This window comes from Pseudonocardia sp. EV170527-09 (genome assembly GCF_008369905.1).
Taxonomy (GTDB): domain Bacteria; phylum Actinomycetota; class Actinomycetes; order Mycobacteriales; family Pseudonocardiaceae; genus Pseudonocardia.
Map to the genome: position 1 here is coordinate 1 of NZ_VRMC01000034.1, position 19,970 is coordinate 19,970.

Consider the following 19,970-nt stretch of genomic DNA (forward strand, 5'->3'; position numbering starts at 1 on the left):
GAGCTATTTACACCGCGTCCACCGCCGATGCCGCTGCAGCCGCGCTGGATGATCTCGATGACGAGTGGGGGCGAGCCTATCCGGCGATGATACGTTTGTGGCGTAACGCCTGGACCGAGTTCATGCCGTTCCTCGACTACGACATCGAGGTCCGGAGGGTGATCTGTACGACGAACGCGATCGAATCGTTGAACGCCCGCTACCGGCGAGCGGTCCGAGCGCGAGGGCATTTCCCCAGCGAGCAGGCCGCGATGAAATGTCTGTACCTTGTCACCCGCAGCCTCGACCCGACCGGACGAGGCCACACCCGATGGATGATGCGCTGGAAGCCAGTCCTCAACGCCTTCGCCATCACTTTCGGTGACCGCTGGCCGGGCGCCGAGCACTACTGACAACATCGCCGGAACCACCGTTCTCGTTACAGACCCAAGGCCCCCCCGGCCAGCGCGGACGCCTCGGCGGGGTCGACGAGGGACGGCGGGGCGGTCCCGACGGGGGAGCCGGTGGCGGGCCGCGCCCCGGCTGGTACCGGCGACGGGTCGGAGCGGCCGGAGGAGGGGTCGGCGTGGCCGGGTGACGGGTCAGCGGGGCTGGGCGACGGCTCGGCAGGATCGGGTGGCGGGGCGGCGGAGCTGGGTGACGGGGCGGGAGAGCTGAGTGACGGGTCGGGGGAACCGGCCGAGGGGTCGGCGGGGGCGGATGACGGGGCCGCGGTGCCGGGCGCGGTCCGGGTCGAGGCGTCCGGGGCTCCGGCGGGGCGGGCAGCCGGACCGTGCTCGGGGCCCGACGGCGCCGGACCGGGCGCCGCGGTCGTCGTGCCGGTCGTCGTGCCGGTCGTCGTGCCGGTCGTCGTGGTGGGTGGCGTGGCGGTCGTCGTGACGGGTGCCGGCGACGCGGCTCCGGACGCTGCACGATCCGCCCCGCCCTCGGCCGGGGACACCGCGGCAGGCGCCCAGGCCGCCCAGGCGGCAGTGACCTCGTCGGAGACGGGAGCGGGGGTCGAGGTGGCGGCGGCAGGGGGCGGTACCGGCGGGAAGCCGAAGGGATCGGTGACCGGCTCCGGCTCGGCGATCGGCTCCTGCGGCGGCCGCCGCGGCGTCCAGAGCGCCGGTCGCGCCGCCGCGGTCGCGGGACCCTCGGTGGGCAGCGCCGCCGTGCCCGTCGTCGGCGCCGGGGGCATTCCGCCCGTCGACGGCGCCGGGAAGGCCTTCCGGGCCCGGGGCGGGACGGGCCGCGGCGCCGGTGCGGGAGCCGGGTCGTCGAGCCAGGGGTCGGGACCGTCGTCGAGGAGGTGCTCGTCGCGGGAGGTGCGGCCGAACAGCCGGAACGGGGACATCGTCGTCGCCCGGGTCATCGACGCCGGTCGGGCTGGTGCTGGATGGACATGTCCCTCCGTCCCGTACGCGCACCCGGGGCGGGTGTGCGGAGGGGGACGGTAGGAACGGGAGGGTGGTGAGCGGGCCCGGTCGCGGAGAATGCTTCGCGATGGCGAAGCCGATCAGTCGGGGATCTCCCAGGTGTGGACGGGCTGGTTGGCCGTCGAGTGCGCCAGGTAGCGCTCGAGCATGCCGCGCAGGGCGGTCATCCGGTCCGCGCCCCGCGCCTCCAGCGCGGCGACGGTGTCGATCTGCCACGACGACCCGGTCTGACGCGTGACGCAGCGCCGCTCCAGCACCGTCAGGTACCGGTCGCAGACCGCGCCGGAGACACCCCAGCGGGCGAGCCCCTCGTGCGCCAGGGGGAGCAGCTTGCGCAGGGCGAGCTCGTCGGGGAGCACCCAGCCGGTGCCGGGCCAGTACAGCGGAGCGTGCATGCCGTGCTTGGCCGCGGTCTGGAAGTTCTCCCGTGCCGCCTCGAACGACACCGCCCGCCACAGCTGCTGGTCGGCCTCGACCAGGGTGCGGAGCAGGCCGTAGAAGAACAGCGCGTTGGCGACCATGTCGACGGTCGTCGGCCCCGCGGGGAGCACCCGGTTCTCCAGCCGGACGTGCGGGGTGTCGCCCGTACTGTCGTAGATCGGCCGGTTCCAGCGCCAGATCGTGCCGTTGTGCAGGGTCAGCTCCGGCAGGTCCGGGAACCCCTTGTCGCGCATCTGCGTCGCCGGGTCCACGTCCGAGGTCAGCGGCATCAGCGCCGGGAAGTAGCGGGCGTTCTCGGAGAACAGGTCCAGCACCGAGTCGATCCAGCGCTCGCCGAACCAGACCCGTGGCCGTACCCCCTGGTTGTGGAACTCGGGGGTCCGGACGTCGCAGGACTGCTCGAACAGCGGGATCCGGGTCTCCGACCACAGCTGCGACCCGAGCAGGAACGGCGAGTTCGACCCGAGCCCCAGCTGGACACCGGCCAGGCACTGCGCGGCGTTCCAGTAGCGCCCGAAGTTCGCGGGGGACACCTGCAAGTGCAGCTGCATCGACGTGCAGGCCGCCTCGGGGATGATCGTGTCGAAGTCGGCGTTGACCCGCTCCTCCGGCGAGCAGCCGGCGATGTCGATCCGGATCGGCTCACCGCGCGCGGTGAGCATCTGGTCGTTGAGCGCTTCGTAGCGGTCCTCGGGGGAGATCGCCTCGGCGGTCATGTGCCCCGGGTCCAGCGTCGGCAGGATCCCGATCATGACGAGCTGGGTGCGCAGGTCCCCGGCCTTCGCCCCGGCGCCCGCGAGCAGGTCGAGCAGTTCGTGTTCCAACTGGCGCCACTGGTCGCCGGGCAGCGGGCGCGGCGGGAGGTTCAGCTCGAGGTTCCAGCGGCCGAGCTCGGTCTGCCACTCGCCGGAGCTGATCGTGTCCAGGACGTCGGTCCCGTTGAGCGACGGCGCCAGCTCCGGACCGACCAGGTTGAACTCGATCTCCACGCCGGTCATCGGCTCCGTGTCGGAGAACGGGTAGCTGCCGAGGAGGTCACCGAGAGTGTCCAGACAGCGCTGCACCTTGATCCGGTATCGCTGGCGGTCGCGCCGGCTGAACGTCGTCCGGTCGACCACCTGACCCATGCGCGAACCGACCTCCATCGAACGGGGAGCGCCTCCTCACCCGCACGGCGGAGGACCGTGCCGAGGGAGGCGGCACTACACCGTGTCATATCGCCGGACCGGGCGGTACCGGCTGACCGGGCGACCAGACGCGGCGAACGGTCAGTGACGTGGGACGATCGGGCGTCGTGGCCATACTCACCACGGTCGAGCACCCCGACGACCCCCGTATCGACGATTACCGCGACCTCACGACCGCCGATCGGTGCCCCGATCGGCCCGGTGGGCGCGGGCTGGTGATAGCAGAGGGTGTCGTCGTCGTGCGTCGTCTGCTCGACTCTCCGTATCCGGTGCGGTCCCTGCTGGGGGTCCCGCGCCGCCTCCACGAGCTCTCCGACGACCTCGCCGGCGTCGACGTGCCGGCCTACGCGACCGACGCCGACACGATGGCCCGCGCGGTCGGGTTCCACCTGAACCGGGGGGTGCTCGCCGTCGCCGACCGTGCTCCCGCGCCGTCCCTCGACGACGTGCTGGCCCGCGCCCGCACGCTGGCGGTCTGCGAGGGGGTGGGGGACCACGAGAACCTCGGGTCGTTGTTCCGCAACGCCGCCGCCCTCGGCGTCGACGCGATCCTGCTCGGCCCCGGCTGCTCGGACCCGCTCTACCGGCGCAGCGTCCGCGTCTCGATGGGGCACGTGCTACGGGTCCCGTTCACGACCCTCGACGGCGCGTGGCCCGCCTCACTGGACCGGCTGCGGGAGGCGGGGTTCACCGTCGCCGCGCTCACCCCCGCCTCCGACGCCGAGCCCCTCGCCACGGCGGGCCTGGGCGGCCGGAAGGTCGCCCTGCTGCTGGGCGCGGAGGGCCCCGGCCTCACCGACGAGGCACTGGCCGCCGCCGACCGCCGTGTCCGGATCCCGATGGCGAGCGGCGTGGACTCGCTCAACGTCGCGACGGCCGCCGCCGTCGCCTTCCACGCCGTCACCGGCGGGGGCTGACCCCGGCCGTCGTCCCACACCGGATCCGGGCTCCCACACGGGACCGCATCCGGTGTGGGAGCCCGGAACCCGTGCGGGAAGGTGTCAGCGCTGGCCGCGGACGCCGAGTAGGACCTCGTCCCACGACGGCATGACCGGCTTGCCCTTCTTCGTCCGCCGCGATCCGGCGGTGGACGGGCGGCGCGGGGCCGCGTTCTCGGCGTCCGGTGCCGGAGCGGGGTCCGTATCCTGCGCCGACGCGGCCGGGGTCTCGGTGGTGGCCGCGGCGAGTGCCTCGGTGCGCTCGTCGGCAGCCCCGCCGTCCGTGGCGGTCCCGCGGTCGTCGGTCGCGGGGCTCGCCGCGGCGGAGTCCGTGTCGGTGCCCGCGGGCTTCCCAGCGGATTGCGCCTCGGTGGACGGTGCAGCGGTGGACGGCGCCGCAGGAGACGCCCCCGCGGTGCTCGCCGCCGCCTCCGCGGTCGTGTCCTCGGGAGTGGCCGGTGCGGTGGCGGCCGGTGACGTGCCGGCCGGGACCGGGGTGCCCGCTGCGTCGGCTTCCGACGCCGAGGTGCCCGATCCCGTCGACGTCGCCGCCGGCGAGGCGGCCGCGGCCGTCGCGTCGTGCACGGGCCCGGTGGCCGACGAGTCCCTACCGGTTGCGGCCGTCGCGTCCGCGTCCGCGTCCGTGGCGGTGGCCGCCGGGGCCGGGACGACCGGGTCCACGCCGTCCGAGCCGGTCGAGTTCGCGTCGCCGGAGGTCGTGCGGCCCGGGGTCGCGCCGTCCGCGGACACACCGTTCGAGGTGGGTCCGCTCGACGAGGTGTCGCTCGGACCGGCGCCTGCCGGGTTCGTCCCGGTGGGGAGTGCGTCCGCCGTCGCAGGAGCGCCGGTCGAGACAGCCCCGTCGTCGGTCTGCGCGGTGCCGGTCTGCGCGGTGCCGGTCGCGCCGGCCGACCCGGGCCCGTCGGTGCCCTCGGCGCCCTCGACCTGCTCGACGCGCTTCGGGACCACCGGCGCCGCGGCGGCCGGGGCCCGGGTGTCGTCCGGGCGGGTGCCCACGGTGCGACCGGGTGTCTCGACGCGGGTCCGGGGCGGCGGCGGGCTCGCCCGTCGCTGCTCGGGCGCGATCCCGCGCCCGGCCCAGGCCTCGGGCTGCTGCCCGCCGGCCGCCGCGACGGCGCGCGCGGGAGCGGCGGTCGTCGGCGCCTCGGAGGCGTGGTCCTCGTCGCGGGCCATGTCGACCACCGACCCGAGCGGGCGCAGTGGACGTGCGGGCAGACCCTCGACGAGGTCGGAGGCGTGCTCGTCCAGCGCGACGACGGTGCCACCGTGCGCACCGGGCTGGAACGCCCAGTGCGCGGCGTTGTCCGAGCGGCCGGTCTGCCAGGTCAGGACGACGACCCACTTGCCGTCCTCGCCCTTCCAGGAGTCCCAGCCGGCCCCGGCGTAGTCCTGTCCGCGCAGGCCGAAGGTGTGCGCGACGGTCTCACCGAGCGTGCGTGAGTCGGGGCCGTCGGCGCGCTGCGGATGCGCACTCTGGGCCAGCTCGGCGGTCCGCGACCGCTCGAGCAGGACGGGATAGGCGAAGCGTTCGATCTTCTGGGTCGGGACGCCGGCCGCGGCTGCGACCTCGTCGACCGACGCGCCACCCCGGATGCGGGCCTGGATCTCCCGTGGGCGCAACTGGCTCTCCAACTCGATCGCGATCTGGCCGAGCCGGGTCACGTCACCTCGTGCCGCGGCCCGCAGCTGCTCGTCGGCCGGCACTGTGTAGCGCTCGCGGCGGCCCGGGTCTTCGAGGACGACCGAGCCGTCCCCGGTCACCCCCACGACCCGCAACGCGCGCATCGACCTGACCTCCTGCTGTCGTCCCCGTCCGGGTGACGGTAGATGGCGAGGGGTCCGTGCCGGGTGAGGCGCGCCGGGCGAGTTCTGCCTGGTCGACAACACCTACTCGCCCGGGGGACCACCGGACCTTTCTCACTGACCGTGCTCAGCGTCGCACAGTTCGTGACGCACGAGGGAATTGGGGCGGGTGGTGCGCGTGTGACTACAACGAGTTGCTATCGATCACGCAACGACGCTGCGTGGCGACGCAACCCCCACACACGACGACGGCCGCCCCCAGGTGGGGACGGCCGTCGCGGTTCGTCGACGAGCAGGTGTCAGGAACCCAGCCGCTCCACGACCCAGTCGATGCACGCGGTCAGTGCCGAGACGTCCGACGGCTCGACCGCCGGGAACATCCCGATCCGCAGCTGGTTGCGGCCCAGCTTGCGGTACGGCTCGGTGTCCACGATCCCGTTCGCGCGCAGCGCCGTCGCCACCGCGGCGGCGTCGACGGCGTCGTCGAAGTCGATCGTGCCGACCACCAGGCTCCGGTGTGCAGGGTCGGTGACGAACGGCGTCGCGAAGCTGCTCTTGTCCGCCCAGCTGTAGAGCCGGTCGGAGGAGTCGCGGGTGCGTGCGACGCAGCCGTCGAGCCCGCCGCGGGCGTTCATCCAGCGGACCTGGTCCTCGAGCAGGAACAGCGTCGCCAGCGACGGCGTGTTGTAGGTCTGGTCCTTGCCGGAGTTGTCCACGGCGGTGGCCAGCGACAGGAACGGCGGGATCCAGCGGTCCGACGCGGCCAGCTCGGCGACCCGCTCCAGGGCCTTCGGGCTCATGATCGCGAGGAACAGGCCGCCGTCGGAGGCGAAGCCCTTCTGCAGGGCGAAGTAGTAGACGTCGGACTGGGTGATGTCGACCGGCAGCCCGCCGGCGCCGGAGGTCGCGTCGATCAGCACGAGCTGGTCGTCGGTGGTGCCCGCGGGCCGGTTGACCGGCACGGCGACGCCGGTCGAGGTCTCGTTGTGGGCCCAGGCGATGACGTCGACCGACGGGTCGCTGACCGGCTCCGGCGCGCTGCCGGGGGCGGCCTTGACGATCACCGGGTCGGCCAGGAACGGCGCGCCGGTGGTGGTGTCGGCGAACTTCTGCGAGAACTCGCCGTAGGTCAGGTGCAGCGACCGCTCGCGGACCAGGCCGAACGCCGCCGCGTCCCAGAACGCGGTCGAGCCGCCGTTGCCGAGGACGACCTCGTAGCCGTCGGGCAGCGAGAACAGCTCGGCCAGGCCCGAGCGCACCCGTCCGACGAGCTCCTTCACCGGCTTCTGCCGGTGCGAGGTGCCCAACAGGGAGTCGCCGGTCGCGGCGAGAGCGGACAGCTGCTCGGGGCGCACCTTGGACGGACCGCATCCGAAGCGGCCGTCCTGCGGAAGGAGATCGCCGGGGATCTTCAGATCGGCAGGAGAGGTCACGGTCCCAGTGTCGCAGCAGTACCCGTGGCGACGTGCGCCCAGTGCCGCGCGGATCACGCGCCGGCGGGTGCCCGGTGGGCGCGCCGGTACGCCAGCGGCGCCATCCCGATCTCGGTGTGCAACCGCTGCCGCAGCGCCGCGGTGGTGCCGAACCCGGCGCGCGCGGCGACCTGCTCGACGGGCAGGTCGGTCGTCTCCAGCAGGCGGCGCACCAGCTCCAGGCGGCGCGCGGCCAGCCAGCGGGCAGGGCTGGTGCCGGTCTCGGCGCGGAAGCGCCGGGTGAAGGTCCGCACGCTCATCGACGCCTGCGCCGCCAGCTCCTCGACCGTGAGCGGCCGGTCGAGGCGGTGCAGCGCCCACTCCCGGACGGCGTCGGTGGCCGGGCCGCCGGGGTCGGGGACGTGCGAGGCGACGAACTGGGCCTGCCCGCCCTCCCGCCACGGCGCGACGACGTTGCGCCGCGCGGTCGCGGTGGCCGCCGCGGCGCCGTGGTCGCGGCGGACCAGGTGCAGGCACAGGTCGATGCCCGCGGCCACGCCCGCCGAGGTGAGGATGTCGCCGTCGTCGACGAACAGCACGTCGGGGTCCAGCTCCACCTGCGGGTACAGCGCGCGGAAGGCGTCGACGTGCGCCCAGTGTGTGGTGGCGCGGCGGCCGTCGAGCACACCGGTGGCAGCCAGGGTGAACGCGCCGGTGCAGATCGCCACGACCCGTGCGCCGCGGTGCACGGCCCGGCGCACCAGACCGAGGACGGCCTCGCCCGGGTCGTCGGTGTTCGGGCCGCGCACGGCCGGCACCACCAGGGTGTCCGCGCGCTCCAGCACGTCGATCCCGTGTTCGGGCAGCACCCGGTACCCGGCGCTGGTGCGGACCGGGCCGCCGTCGACGGTGGCGACCCGCACGTCGTAGAGCGGGGTGCCGTCCGCCGTGGTCGTGGTGCCGAGGATCCGTTCGGGGATGCCGAGCTCGAAGGCGATCACCCCGTCGACGGCGAGCACTCCGACCCGGTGCATGGCCGAATTCTTGCACATGTCGTCCGTCCGGCCACTGTTGTGCGCCGCAGCGCCCCCGCACGATGACCCCCATGACGACGGCGCCCACGACGGCGGACACACGAGCACGCCGGGTGCACCCGGCCTGGTGGGCGGCGGGGGCGACGTTCCTCGCCCTGCTCGGCGCGGCCGGGTTCCGGTCCACCCCCGGGGTGCTCGTCGAGCCGCTGCACGCCGAGTTCGGCCGGGGCATCGGGTCCATCTCCTTCGCGCTCGCGGTGAACCTCGCCCTGTTCGGGGTGACCGCGCCGTTCGCGGCGGCGCTGATGGAGCGCTTCGGCGTGCGCCGCGTGGTCGCGACCGCGCTGGTCATGGTCGCGGTCGGCGCCGGCACGACCGTGTTCATGACGGCGGTCTGGCAGCTGGTGCTGCTGTGGGGCGTCGTCGTCGGGCTGGGCACCGGCTCGATGGCGATGGCGCTGGTCGCGACCGTGGTGAACCGTTGGTTCGTCGCCCGCCGCGGCCTCGTCTCCGGGGTCCTCACCGCCGCCGCCGCCACCGGGCAGCTGGTGTTCCTGCCCCTGGTCGCGGCCGTCGTCGAGTCGGGCGGGTGGAGGCCCGCGGCGTTGATCACCGCCGCCGCGGCTCTGGCCGTGGTGCCGGTGGTGTGGCTGTTCCTGAAGGACCGGCCCGCCGACGTCGGGGTCCTGCCCTACGGCGGCACCGAGGCCGACGTCGTCGCGCCGCAGCGCACGGGCGCCGCGCGGCTGGCGGTGCGGGCGCTGGCCGACGCCGCGCGCACCGGCACGTTCTGGCTGCTCGTCGGCGGGTTCTTCATCTGCGGCGCGACGACGGCGGGGCTGGTCCAGTCCCACTTCGTCCCGGCCGCGCACGACCACGGCATGCCCGCGACGACGGCGGCCTCCCTGCTCGCCCTGGTCGGCATCTTCGACCTGCTCGGGACGATCTTCTCCGGCTGGCTGACCGACCGGATCGACCCGCGGCTGCTGCTGGGCGCCTACTACGCGCTGCGCGGGCTGTCGCTGTTCCTGCTCCCGCCGCTCTTCGGGACCGACCTGAACGCCAGCATGCTCGCGTTCGTCGTGTTCTACGGCCTGGACTGGGTCGCGACCGTCCCGCCGACGATGGCGCTGGCCCGCGAGGCCTTCGGTGCCCGCTCGGCGGTGGTGTTCGGCTGGATCTTCGCCTCGCACCAGATCGGAGCGGCGTTCGCCGCGCTCGTCGCGGGTCTGGTCCGCGACGCCCTGGGCAGCTACGACATGGCCTGGTACGGCGGCGCCGTCCTCTGCGTCGTCGCGGCCGGGCTGTCGCTGGCGATCCGGCGCCACCGGGCCCCCGTGCCGTCGCCCGCCGGCTGATCACCATCTGCTCACGATCGTCCCGATCCGCCACCGACGTGCCCCGTGTCCGGTACGACACGGGGAGTCGACGAGAGGGGCGAGTCGTGACCGAGAACCATCCCGGCCCGGGGGAGCCCGTGCCGTCGCAGCCGGGGATCGTGCCGCTGCGACCGTTGGACGCGGGGGAGATCGTGGGCGGGGTGTGGCGGTTCCTGCGCCGGACCCCGTGGACGGTCCTGCCCGGCCTGCTCTACGCCGTCGTCGTGCTCGGGACGCTGTGGCTGCTGCAGCCGGTCGGTGCACTGCAGCCGGCGGACCCGTTCGACCTGGTCGGGACGTTCCTGGAAGCGACGCTGTCCGGCCTGCCCTTCGGGCTCGTCGCGGCCGCCGTGGCGCCGCTCGTGCTCGCCGCGGTCCTCCCGGCGGTGACGTCGGCGGTGTACGGCTCGCGGACCGGGATCGCCGCGGCCTGGGCACAGGGCCGCCCCCGGCTGCCCGCCCTCTACGGCGTCCAGCTGGCGCAGCTGGTGATCGGGCTCGTCCCGATCGCGGTCGGTGCCTTCGTCGCGCTGCCGCTGTGGCGTGCGGGCGGGGTGGCCGCGGCGGCCGGGCTGCTCCTCGTCGTCGTGGTCTACGCCGCGCAGACCTGGATCGCGATCCTGCTGTCCCTGGCGTCGCCCGCGGTCGTCGCCGAGGGCCTCGGTGCGCGGGATGCGCTGTGGCGGTCGGTCGAGCTGGTCCGTGGTGCCTGGTGGCGCTGCTTCGGCGTGCTGGTGCTGGTCGGGCTGACCGTGGCGGCGGCCGCGACCGTGGTGATGATCCCGGTGTTCGCGGTGACCTTCGCCCTGATGTTCACGGTGAGCCCGACGCTCGGGCTGGCCGTCGCCGGGGTGGCCTACGTCCTGTTGCTGGGCCTGGTGCTCCCGGTCTCGGTCGCCGCGCCGGCGCTGCTGCACCACGACCAGCGGGGCCGCCGCTCCGGGGCGGTCGGCCCCCCACCGGGGGAACGGCCGTAGCGCACTCGGCCACGGGAGTTCCCCCGGGGAAGGGGGATCAGCGGGCGGAGACCGAGTCCCAGCCGTCGACGTCCTGCGGCCTGCGCGGGCCCGGTCCGATGTACTGCGCGCTCGGGCGCACGAGCTTGCCCTCGCGCTTCTGCTCCATGACGTGCGCCGACCAGCCGGCGGTGCGGGCCGAGGTGAACATCGCGGGCATCATGTGCGGCGGGACCTCGGCGAAGTCGAGGATCACCGCCGCCCAGAACTCGACGTTGGTCTCGATCGGGCGGTCCGGGCGTCGCTCGCGCAGGATCGCCAGCGCGGTGCGCTCCAGTTCGGCGGCCACCTCGTAGCGCGGGGCGTTCAGCTCCTGGCAGGTGCGGCGCAGCACGCGGGCCCGCGGGTCCTCGGCCCGGTAGACCCGGTGCCCGAAGCCCATGAGCTTCTCCTTGCGGTCCAGCAGGCCCGTGACCAGCGCCCGGGCGTCGCCGGTGCGCTCGACCTCGTCGATCATCGGGAGCACCCGGGCCGGGGCACCGCCGTGCAGCGGGCCGGACATGGCGCCGATCGCGCCGGACAGCGACGCGGCGGCGTCGGCACCGGTGGAGGCGATCACCCGGGCGGTGAAGGTCGAGGCGTTCATGCCGTGCTCGGCGGCGGACACCCAGTAGGCGTCGACGGCGGCGACGTGGCGCGGGTCGGGCTCGCCGCGCCAGCGGGTCACGAAGCGCTCGGTGATCGTGGAGCACTCGTCGATGCGCGACTGCGGCACCGCGGGCACGCCGATGCCGCGGGCGGACTGGGCGACGTAGGACAGCGCCATCACCGAGGCGCGGGCCAGGTTGTCGCGGGCCTCGGCGTCGTCGATGTCGAGCAGCGGACGGTAGCCCCAGTACGGGGCGAGCATCGCGAGTGCGGCCTGCACGTCGACCCGCACGTCACCGGTGTGCACCGGGATCGGGAACGGCTCCGCCGGCGGCAGGCTCTGCCCGAAGCGGCCGTCGACCAGCAGCGCCCAGACGTCGCCGAAGGTCACCGTGCCGGCGAGGTCCTCCAGGTCGACGCCGCGGTAGCGCAGCGAGCCGCCGTCCTTGTCGGGCTCGGCGATCTCGGTGCGGAACGCGACGTGGCCCTCCAGCCCGGACCTGAATCCGGGGGGCGGCGGGGGCACCTCGTGCGCGAGCGTCTCGGTCACCGGGTCTCCTTCGGCTCGGATCGTCGCCGCCACCCTGCTCCGAACGGCCGGGGCGGGGCAACGCGACCGGCCGGTGGTGTCGATCACGAACCGGATACCCGTTCGTGAACGGTGGCCGTGTGCGGGGCGGCGGGACGCCCCGCACACGGTCCGCGCGCCGGGGGTCAGTCTGTGAAGTAGACGGGGACCCCGGTGACGATGTTCTGGCTCAGCGCCTTGACCGCGGTGGTGGCGATGATCTGGGTCCCCGCCTTGCCCCAGTGCACCGTCCCGTGACCGCTCTTGCCGCAGCCGAGTGACACCCAGTACTCCTTGCCGTCGCTCCACCGGAACCCGCGGGCCTTGACGCAGGCCTGGCCGGAGGAGAAGTTCGGGACCTCCCAGGACACCGTGATGTACGGCTTGCTCTGCCGGGCGATGTGTCCGCAGCTGCCGTTGTAGGTGCGGCTCCACTTTCCGCCGATCGGCGCGTAGGCGGCCCGGTCGATCTTGCCGCACGACACCGTGCGCACCGTCGCGGTCGCCTCCCGCTCCGGCGCCGCCGCCGCGGCAGCCACCGTCCCCGTCCCCGCCGCCGACGGCGCCGCCACCGGCGCGAGCGCCACGGCCCCGGTGAGCAGTACGGCCAGCGCCGTCGCGACCGGCGCGAACATCCTCGTCACACGCATCGTCTTCCCTCTCGTCATCCGAGCGGGGGTCGTCGTACGTACCCACCATCCCCCCGATCGGGTGGGTACGGATCGACTATTGATTGCGGGATGCAACGACGTCAATGGGTGATCCGGGCGGTCGGGGACCGAACGGCGGGTGCGCGGGAGGCGGGCGCGTGCCTACGGTCGTCGGCGGCACCGACCGTGAGTGAGGGGAACCGATGACGGACGCACCCGCGCTGGAGAGAATGCGGATCGACTACGCGAGCCGACCGCTCGACGTCGACGACCTGGCTCCGACCTGGTACGAACAGCTCACCGCGTGGCTGGAGCAGGCCCGTGAGGCCGGGCTGACCGAGCCGAACGCGATGGTGCTGGCGACTTCGGACCCGGACGGGCTGCCGTCGTCGCGCACCGTCCTGTGCAAGGGCCTCGACGCCGGCGGCATCGTGTTCTACACGAACTACACCTCCGCCAAGAGCCACGACCTCAACCGCACGCGCGTCGCCTCGGTCACCTTCCCCTGGTACGACCTCCAGCGTCAGGTGCAGCTCTCCGGTCGCGTCGAGCGCTGCTCCGAGGCCCAGTCCGACGCCTACTGGGCGCTGCGCCCGCGCGGGTCACAGCTGGGGGCGTGGGCGTCGGCGCAGTCGACGATCGTCGCCGGGCGCACGGTCCTCGACCAGGCGCTCGCCGGGGTCACCCGCCGCTTCGAGGGCGTCGAGGAGATCCCGCGACCGCCGCACTGGGGTGGCTGGCGGATCGTGCCGTGGCAGGTCGAGTTCTGGCAGGGCCGCGCCGACCGGATGCACGACCGGCTGCGGTTCGAGGTCGGCCGCGACGACTCCTGGTCGGTGCGCCGGCTCGCCCCCTAGGGGCAACCCGGAGGCATGATGTCGGGGCGTCCGTGTACACCTTGACATCGTGAGCACGCGCAACGATCCCGGCGAGGGGCCGACGCAGCCCGTGCCGGGCGCGGAACGGGACACCCCGACCCGCCCCGTCCCCGCGCCCGCGGACGAGGGGCCGACGGTCCGCACCCGCGCGTCGCGGTTGACCGGGCTGCTGCGGTCGACCTTCGCCGACACCACCCCGCTGCGCACGCCCGCCTACCGGCGGCTGTGGGCGGCCGGGATCGTGACGGTGATCGGCGCCCAGCTGTCGGTCGTCGCCGTGCCGATCCAGATCTTCCAGCTGACCGGGTCGTCGGCCTACGTCGGGCTGACCGGTCTGTTCGGCCTGGTCCCGCTCGTGGTGTTCGGGCTGTGGGGCGGCGCGGTCGCCGACGCCGTCGACCGGCGGGTCATGCTGCTGTTCACCGGGTCCGGCATCGCGCTGAGCTCGTTGGCGCTGTGGGTGGTCTCGGCCAGCGGCGCCGGGAACGTGTGGGTCGTGCTGGTGCTGTTCGCGTTCCAGTCGGCGATGCTCGCGATGAACCAGCCCACCCGCAGCGCGGTCATCCCGCGGCTGCTGCCCGCCGAGCAGCTGCCCGCCGCGAACGCGCTGAACATGACCGTCGTGCAGGTCGGCGCGGTGCTCGGGCCGCTCCTGGCCGGGGTGCTGATCCCGTTCATCGGGCTGTCGACCCTCTACCTGGTCGACGCGGTCTTCCTGCTGGCGACGCTGTGGGCGACCTGGCGGCTGCCCGCGCTGCCGAGCTCCGCCCAGCGCGTCGACGGCGCTCGGCCGCGGGTGGGCCTGCGCTCGGTCGTCGACGGCTTCCGCTACGTCGGCACCCAGCGGATCCTGCTCGTCTCGTTCCTGGTCGACGTGATCGCGATGGGGCTGGGCATGCCCCGGGTGCTGTTCCCACAGATGGCGGTGGACACCTTCGGCGGTACGGCCGACGGGGGCGTCCAGCAGGGCCTGCTGTACGCGGCGATCCCGATCGGGATGGTCGCCGGCGGCGTGCTGTCGGGCTGGTTGCAGAAGGTGCAGCGCCAGGGCGTCGCGGTCGTGGTCGCGGTGTGCGTCTGGGGCGGTGGGGTCCTGGTGTTCGGCCTGACCGGGTCGTTGTTCCTCGCGGTGCTCGCGCTGGCCGTCGCCGGCGCCGGCGACCTGGTCAGCTCGGTCTACCGGTCCTCGATGCTGCAGACCGTCGCGACCGACGAGATGCGCGGCCGGATGCAGGGCGTGTTCATCGTCGTCGTCGCGGGCGGGCCCCGGCTGGCCGACATGTGGCACGGCTCGGCGGCGTCGTTGATCGGGCCCGGTGTCACCGCGACGCTCGGCGGCGCCGCGGTGATCGTGGGCGTGCTGCTGTGCGTGTGGCGCTTCCCGGAGTTCCTCCGCTACCGCGCGCCCCGCGACGGAGGGTGAGAATCGTCGCCGCGTTCTGCGGATTCGCCCCGGCGGGCTAGCGTGTGCCCGAGACCCGATTGATCCCCGCTGTGAGAGGGAACCTCCACATGTCCGACGAGACCGCCGCCAAGTCCGACACCGCCGTACTCCGGTATTCGGGCGGCGAGTTCGAGACCGCGGTGCACACCCCGACGGAGGGGTCGCAGGCCGTCGACGTCAGCAAGCTGCTCGGCAAGACCGGCCTGGTCACCTTCGACCCGGGCTTCACCAGCACCGCGGCCTGCTCCTCGGCGATCACCTACATCGACGGTGACGCCGGCATCCTGCGCTACCGCGGCTACCCGATCGACCAGCTGGCAGGGAACTCCACGTTCCTCGAGGTCAGCTACCTGCTGATCTACGGCGAGCTGCCGAGCCAGCAGCAGCTCGACGCCTTCACCACCCGGATCAGCCGGCACACCCTGCTGCACGAGGACCTGAAGCGCTTCTTCGAGGGCTTCCCGCGTGACGCGCACCCGATGCCGGTGCTGTCGTCCGCGGTCAGCGCGTTGTCGACCTTCTACCAGGACTCGCTGGACCCGCACGACGAGGAGGCCGTCGAGCTCTCCACCGTCCGGCTGATGGCGAAGGTCTTCACGATCGCCGCCTACGCCTACAAGAAGTCCGTCGGGCAGCCGTTCCTGTACCCGGACAACTCCCTCGGCCTCGTCGAGAACTTCCTGCGGATGACCTTCGGGTTCCCCGCCGAGCCCTACGAGCTGGACCCGGACATGGTCCGCGCGCTCGACACGCTGCTGATCCTGCACGCCGACCACGAGCAGAACTGCTCGACCTCGACGGTGCGTCTCGTCGGTTCCAGCCAGGCCAACCTGTTCGCCTCCATCTCCGCCGGCGTGAACGCGCTGTTCGGCCCGCTGCACGGCGGCGCCAACCAGGCGGTGCTGGAGATGCTGACCCGCATCAAGGACGTCGAGGGCGGCAACGTCGACGACTTCGTCAGCCGGGTCAAGAACAAGGAGCAGGGCGCGAAGCTGATGGGCTTCGGGCACCGGGTCTACAAGAACTACGACCCGCGCGCGAAGATCGTCAAGGAGCAGGCCGAGACGATCCTCAAGAAGCTCGGCGTCAACGACCCGCTGCTCGACATCGCGATGACGCTCGAGGAGAAGGCGCTGGCCGACGACTACTTCGTCGAGCGCAAGCTGTACCCGAACGTCGACTTCTACACCGGCGTCATCTACCGGGCGATGGGCTTCCCGGTGAAGATGTTCACCGTGCTGTTCGCGCTCGGCCGGCTCCCGGGCTGGATCGCGCACTGGCGCGAGATGATGAACGACCCGCAGAACAAGATCGGGCGTCCGCGCCAGCTCTACACCGGTTCCGCGGAGCGCCTCTACGTCCCGGTCGGCCAGCGCTGACCACGTAGCACCACCGCACCGGCCTCTCTGCACGAGCGGGCCGTCCGTACGACCTCGTCGTACGGACGGCCCGCTCGTGCGTTCCGGGGGCCGGGAGCGCGACCGGGGGAGGGACGCGGCTCGGCGGGCGGGTGGGGCCCGGCGGCGCTAGCGTCGACCGGCATGGCGCCCAGCACTGCCGTCGTCTGGTTCCGACGAGACCTCCGGGTCGCCGATCAGCCCACCTTCCTCGCCGCGGCCGACGCCGCCGACCGCGCGCTCGCGCTGTTCGTGCTGGACCCGGCGCTGTTGGCACCCTCCGGCGCCGCGCGGGCGAACTTCCTCTACGGCTGCCTGCGCGAGCTCGACGAGGCCCTGGGCGGGAAGCTGCTCGTGGTGAAGGGGGACCCGGCCGACGTCGTCCCGCGGATCGCGACGGCCGTCGGCGCGCAGACCGTGCACGTCGCCGCGGACTACGGCCCCTACGGCCGCGAGCGCGACGAGCAGGTCGAGAAGGCACTCGCCGAGGACGGCGTCGAGCTCGTCCGGACCGGCTCGCCCTACGCCGTCGCACCCGGCCGGGTGGAGAAGGGCACCGGCGGGCCGTTCAAGGTGTTCACCCCGTTCAGCCGGGCGTGGGCCGACCACGGCTGGCGCGCCCCGGCCGGGACCGACGCGTCGACGTGCACGTGGATGGACCCCGCCGACAAGAGCGGCGGACCCCGCGCGGTGCAGATCCCCGACGACCGGCCGGTCGAGGCCGCGCTGCCCGAGGCGGGGGAGTCCGCGGCGCGGGCGCGCTGGGCGGACTTCCTCGACGAGGGCGTGGCGGACTACGGGTCCGCCCGCGACCTGCCGGCCGAGCGCGGCACCTCGGGCATGTCGCCGTACCTCAAGTACGGCTGCGTCCACCCGCGCACGCTGCTCGCGGACCTGGCGAAGCAGAAGGGGGACTCGGTGAAGGCCTACCGCACCGAGATCGCCTGGCGGGAGTTCTACGCCGACGTGCTGTACCGGCGCCCGGACTCCGCGCGCGAGAACTACGACAAGGCCTTCGACCACCTGCCGCTGCGCACCGGGAAGGCCGCCGACGCCGACTTCGAGCGCTGGTGCGATGGCCGGACGGGCTTCCCGATCGTCGACGCCGGGATGCGCCAGCTGCGGGGCGAGGCGTGGATGCACAACCGGGTGCGGATGATCGTCGCGTCGTTCCTGGTCAAGGACCTGCACCTTCCGTGGTGGCGCGGCGCACGGCACTTCATGGCGCTGCTCGTCGACGGCGACCTGGCCTCCAACCAGCACGGCTGGCAGTGGACGGCCGGGTCGGGGACGGACGCGTCGCCGTACTTCCGGATCTTCAACCCGATCACCCAGGGCGAGCGGTTCGACCCCGACGGGGACTACGTGCGCCGCTGGGTGCCCGAGCTCGCCGAGGTCGGGGGCAAGGCCGTGCACCAGCCGTGGAAGCTGCCCGGCGGCATCCCGGAGGGCTATCCGGAGCCGATGGTCGACCACAAGGCCGAGCGTCAGGACGCGCTCGCCCGCTACGACCAGGTCAAGGCCGCCCGGCCCTGAGCGCGTCCCGCCAGCGGACCCGCGCCCCGGTGCGCAGCACCGAGTTGCGGTACACGCGCGCCGACAGCAGCACCATCCCGGCGAGCGCGGCCAGCGCCAGCAGATAGGCGAGAGCCGGCTCCCACCACGCGGTGACGCCGAGCGCGGTGCGCGCGGGCATGAGCGTCTGCGACAGGTACGGCACGAACGACAGCACCGTGGTGACGGGGTTGCGCGGGTCCACGGGCAGCACGGCGACGGCGAGCAGGAACGGCACGAGCAGCACGATGGCGATCGGCGCGGTCACCGACTGGAGCTCCTCCTGCCGGGACACCAGCGCGCCCGCCGCCGCATAGAGCGTCGCGAACAGGAAGAACCCGACCAGGTACCAGGCCAGCGCGGACACCAGCGTCGGCAGCAGCAGCGCCGGGACCGCGAGCACACCCGTGCCCACCGCGACGGCCGCGCCCACCCCGCCGAGGATGAGCAGCTGCAGCAGCCCGACCAGGCCGAGCCCGAGCACCTTCCCCGCGAGCAGCTGCCGCGCCGGGACGGTCGCGAGCAGCAGTTCGACCACGCGCCCGGCCTTCTCCTCGACCACCCCCTGTGCGACGGCCGCGTCGTAGGCGGTCACCGAGAAGAATAGCAGGAACGTCACCACGAACGCGGTGCCGATGCGCTGCCCGAGCTCGGTGTCGACCGGTTCGAGGGTGCGCACACCGACCCCGGACAGCGTGCTCACCCGGTCCGGGTCGGCGCCCGCGGCGAGCAGCGACTCGCGCACGGCCTGCTGCTCCACCACGTCGGCGACCAGCGACCGCAGCCCGGGAGCGACGTCGTCGAGGCCCACGAGCTGGTAGGTCCCCGGTGCCCCGGTGAGCATCGCGTCGGCCTCGCCGGTGCGGACCATCGACTCCGCGGTGTCGCGGTTCCCGGCCTCGGTCACGCGCAGCGTGGTGCCCAGCCGGTCCGCTGTGCCCTGCAGCTGGCCGCGCAGCTCGCGGGCCGGCCCGTCCAGCACCAGCGACGACGACGAGCCCTGCGCCCCGGCGAACACGATCACCGCGCCGTAGCCGCCGAACACCAGCAGCATCAGCAGGATCCCGACGACGAACGTCCGCGACCGCAGCTGGGTGGTGATCTCGCGCCGCGCGACGAGCAGCACCGTCCTCATCGGGCGTGGTCCGTCGGGAGGGCGCGGTCCGTGGGGAGGGCGCGGTCGGTGGGGAGGGCGCCGTCCGTGGGAAGGGCGGGGTCTGCCGGGACGGCGCGGTCGCGCACGGCGTCGCGGTACAGCTCGGTCAGTGGCGGCCGGTACGGACCGAACGCGTGCACCGGCCCGGCGGCCAGCGCCGCGGCCAGCAGCGCCTGGTCGTCGGTGCCCGGCGCCAGCTCGACGCGGGTGCGGGCACCGTCGACGTCGAGGACCCGCACCCCGGGGAGGTCGTCGGCCCAGCCCGGTGGCGGGCCGGTGACGTCGTAGCGGTCGGCGGCACCGGCGCGCAGCCCGTCGACCGTGCCGACCGCCACCATCCGGCCCGCCGAGATGATGCCGACCCGGTCGCAGAGCCGCTCCACCAGCTCCAGCTGGTGGGAGGAGAACACCACCGGCACCCCGGCCGCGGCGCGCTCGCGCAGCACTGCCCCCAGGGTGTCGACAGCCGCCGGGTCCAGTCCGGAGAACGGCTCGTCGAGCACCAGCAGATCGGGGTCGTGCACCAGCGCGGCGCACAGCTGCACCCGTTGCTGGTTGCCCAGCGACAGCTTCTGCACCTCGTCGCCGCGGCGCCCGGCCAGCCCGACCCGCTCGGTCCAGGTCTCGGTGGCCGCCTGGGCCTCCGACCGTGACATCCCGTGCAGCCGGGCCAGGTAGACGAGCTGCTCGGCGACCCGCATCCGCGGGTAGAGACCGCGCTCCTCGGGCAGGTACCCGATCCGGCGGCGTTCCGCGGGACCGAGCGGCGCGCCCTTCCAGGTGACCGCACCGGCGTCGGCGTCCAGGACGCCCAGCACGATCCGCATCGTCGTCGTCTTGCCCGCCCCGTTGCCGCCGACGAAGCCGAACACCTCGCCCGCACCGACCGTGAAGCTCACCTCGTCGAGGGCGGTGGCAGGGCCGAACCGCTTGGCGAGGCCGTCGATCGCCAGCACGCCGGCGACGCTACACGGAGCGGAGGTCGCGCACCGGTCTCGATCAGCGGGCGTGGGTGGCAGGTCCCCTTTCCGCTCTGTAGGCTCCGCACACCGCAATGGTGCTGGGATATGTCGATCGTGTAACGAA

16 protein-coding genes and 1 pseudogene are annotated in these 19,970 nt (G+C 73.6%); 8 read left to right on the forward strand and 9 right to left on the reverse strand.

Annotated features, from left to right (window positions below):
• Nucleotides 1–392: transposase (locus FVA95_RS12705; protein WP_193564307.1), on the forward strand; the 392-nt coding region annotated here is incomplete at its 5' end.
• A 26-nt stretch (nucleotides 393–418) separates the two neighbouring features.
• On the opposite strand, the gene FVA95_RS30830 is transcribed toward FVA95_RS12705, so the two are convergent.
• Nucleotides 419–1,354: a hypothetical protein gene (locus tag FVA95_RS30830; protein WP_161992292.1), complete on the reverse strand. Its 936-nt coding sequence runs from the start codon at nucleotides 1,352–1,354 to the stop codon at nucleotides 419–421.
• A gap of 144 nt (nucleotides 1,355–1,498) precedes the next feature.
• Nucleotides 1,499–2,986 carry a glutamate--cysteine ligase gene (locus tag FVA95_RS12715; RefSeq protein ID WP_161992293.1) on the reverse strand — a complete coding sequence of 496 codons (1,488 nt, stop codon included), beginning with the start codon at nucleotides 2,984–2,986 and terminating at the stop codon, nucleotides 1,499–1,501.
• Between the two features lie 167 nt (nucleotides 2,987–3,153).
• Here FVA95_RS12715 and FVA95_RS12720 point away from each other — a divergent pair, with 167 nt between their 5' ends.
• Nucleotides 3,154–3,963 (forward strand): RNA methyltransferase, encoded by an 810-nt coding sequence (locus tag FVA95_RS12720; RefSeq protein WP_149664404.1) that lies wholly within the window; start codon nucleotides 3,154–3,156, stop codon nucleotides 3,961–3,963.
• Between the two features lie 939 nt (nucleotides 3,964–4,902).
• Here the strand turns inward: FVA95_RS12720 and sepH are convergent.
• The 3 genes and pseudogenes from sepH to FVA95_RS12735 all read right to left on the reverse strand — a co-directional run.
• Nucleotides 4,903–5,790 (reverse strand): annotated as a pseudogene (gene sepH / locus FVA95_RS34325) (septation protein SepH); the annotation flags it as partial.
• A 317-nt stretch (nucleotides 5,791–6,107) separates the two neighbouring features.
• The gene (gene serC, locus FVA95_RS12730) at nucleotides 6,108–7,241 is read right to left on the reverse strand and encodes a phosphoserine transaminase (protein ID WP_149664405.1); all 1,134 of its coding nucleotides are present in this window, start codon (nucleotides 7,239–7,241) and stop codon (nucleotides 6,108–6,110) included.
• A 53-nt stretch (nucleotides 7,242–7,294) separates the two neighbouring features.
• Nucleotides 7,295–8,254, reverse strand: a complete 960-nt coding sequence (locus tag FVA95_RS12735; RefSeq protein ID WP_205015839.1) for a GlxA family transcriptional regulator — start codon at nucleotides 8,252–8,254, stop codon at nucleotides 7,295–7,297.
• A 71-nt stretch (nucleotides 8,255–8,325) separates the two neighbouring features.
• Between FVA95_RS12735 and FVA95_RS12740 the strand changes: the two genes are divergently transcribed.
• Together FVA95_RS12740 and FVA95_RS12745 are read left to right on the forward strand one after the other, a co-directional pair.
• Nucleotides 8,326–9,612, forward strand: coding sequence for an MFS transporter (locus FVA95_RS12740; protein ID WP_149664407.1), 1,287 nt, complete (start codon nucleotides 8,326–8,328; stop codon nucleotides 9,610–9,612).
• Between the two features lie 86 nt (nucleotides 9,613–9,698).
• Nucleotides 9,699–10,610 carry a hypothetical protein gene (locus tag FVA95_RS12745; RefSeq protein ID WP_149664408.1) on the forward strand — a complete coding sequence of 304 codons (912 nt, stop codon included), beginning with the start codon at nucleotides 9,699–9,701 and terminating at the stop codon, nucleotides 10,608–10,610.
• Between the two features lie 37 nt (nucleotides 10,611–10,647).
• On the opposite strand, the gene FVA95_RS12750 is transcribed toward FVA95_RS12745, so the two are convergent.
• Nucleotides 10,648–11,787 carry a citrate synthase 2 gene (locus tag FVA95_RS12750; RefSeq protein WP_149664409.1) on the reverse strand — a complete coding sequence of 380 codons (1,140 nt, stop codon included), beginning with the start codon at nucleotides 11,785–11,787 and terminating at the stop codon, nucleotides 10,648–10,650.
• Between the two features lie 164 nt (nucleotides 11,788–11,951).
• Complete coding sequence (locus FVA95_RS12755; protein ID WP_149664410.1) at nucleotides 11,952–12,455, reverse strand: hypothetical protein; 504 nt, start codon at nucleotides 12,453–12,455, stop codon at nucleotides 11,952–11,954.
• A gap of 203 nt (nucleotides 12,456–12,658) precedes the next feature.
• Here FVA95_RS12755 and pdxH point away from each other — a divergent pair, with 203 nt between their 5' ends.
• The 4 genes from pdxH (at nucleotide 12,659) to FVA95_RS12775 (ending at nucleotide 17,710) form a co-directional block, all read left to right on the forward strand.
• Nucleotides 12,659–13,312 (forward strand): pyridoxamine 5'-phosphate oxidase, encoded by a 654-nt coding sequence (gene pdxH, locus FVA95_RS12760; RefSeq protein ID WP_020626955.1) that lies wholly within the window; start codon nucleotides 12,659–12,661, stop codon nucleotides 13,310–13,312.
• Nucleotides 13,313–13,361: 49 nt separating this feature from the next.
• Nucleotides 13,362–14,756, forward strand: a complete 1,395-nt coding sequence (locus FVA95_RS12765) for an MFS transporter (protein ID WP_240051444.1) — start codon at nucleotides 13,362–13,364, stop codon at nucleotides 14,754–14,756.
• A gap of 89 nt (nucleotides 14,757–14,845) precedes the next feature.
• Entirely contained in the window at nucleotides 14,846–16,156 is a 1,311-nt protein-coding gene (locus tag FVA95_RS12770; protein ID WP_060713456.1) for a citrate synthase, read from the forward strand.
• Between the two features lie 162 nt (nucleotides 16,157–16,318).
• Complete coding sequence (locus FVA95_RS12775; RefSeq protein ID WP_149664411.1) at nucleotides 16,319–17,710, forward strand: deoxyribodipyrimidine photo-lyase; 1,392 nt, start codon at nucleotides 16,319–16,321, stop codon at nucleotides 17,708–17,710.
• Here the strand turns inward: FVA95_RS12775 and FVA95_RS12780 are convergent.
• Nucleotides 17,691–18,863 carry an ABC transporter permease gene (locus tag FVA95_RS12780; protein WP_149664412.1) on the reverse strand — a complete coding sequence of 391 codons (1,173 nt, stop codon included), beginning with the start codon at nucleotides 18,861–18,863 and terminating at the stop codon, nucleotides 17,691–17,693. The two genes, FVA95_RS12775 and FVA95_RS12780, sit on opposite strands and share 20 nt — an antisense overlap.
• A complete protein-coding gene (locus FVA95_RS12785; protein WP_149664413.1) occupies nucleotides 18,860–19,840 on the reverse strand; it encodes an ABC transporter ATP-binding protein in 981 nt (326 codons plus the stop codon). Before FVA95_RS12785 ends, FVA95_RS12780 begins: the two co-directional genes overlap by 4 nt.
• Between the last annotated feature and the right edge of the window lie 130 nt (nucleotides 19,841–19,970).

Bases quoted from the DNA above. Each gene is read 5' to 3' on its own strand.
- FVA95_RS30830 (WP_161992292.1), bottom strand. From the start codon at position 1,354: ATGACCCGGGCGACGACGATGTCCCCGTTCCGGCTGTTCGGCCGCACC.
- FVA95_RS12715 (WP_161992293.1), bottom strand. From the start codon at position 2,986: ATGGGTCAGGTGGTCGACCGGACGACGTTCAGCCGGCGCGACCGCCAG.
- FVA95_RS12735 (WP_205015839.1), bottom strand. From the start codon at position 8,254: ATGCACCGGGTCGGAGTGCTCGCCGTCGACGGGGTGATCGCCTTCGAG.
- FVA95_RS12740 (WP_149664407.1), top strand. From the start codon at position 8,326: ATGACGACGGCGCCCACGACGGCGGACACACGAGCACGCCGGGTGCAC.
- FVA95_RS12755 (WP_149664410.1), bottom strand. From the start codon at position 12,455: ATGCGTGTGACGAGGATGTTCGCGCCGGTCGCGACGGCGCTGGCCGTA.
- pdxH (WP_020626955.1), top strand. From the start codon at position 12,659: ATGACGGACGCACCCGCGCTGGAGAGAATGCGGATCGACTACGCGAGC.
- FVA95_RS12770 (WP_060713456.1), top strand. From the start codon at position 14,846: ATGTCCGACGAGACCGCCGCCAAGTCCGACACCGCCGTACTCCGGTAT.
- FVA95_RS12775 (WP_149664411.1), top strand. From the start codon at position 16,319: ATGGCGCCCAGCACTGCCGTCGTCTGGTTCCGACGAGACCTCCGGGTC.
- FVA95_RS12780 (WP_149664412.1), bottom strand. From the start codon at position 18,863: ATGAGGACGGTGCTGCTCGTCGCGCGGCGCGAGATCACCACCCAGCTG.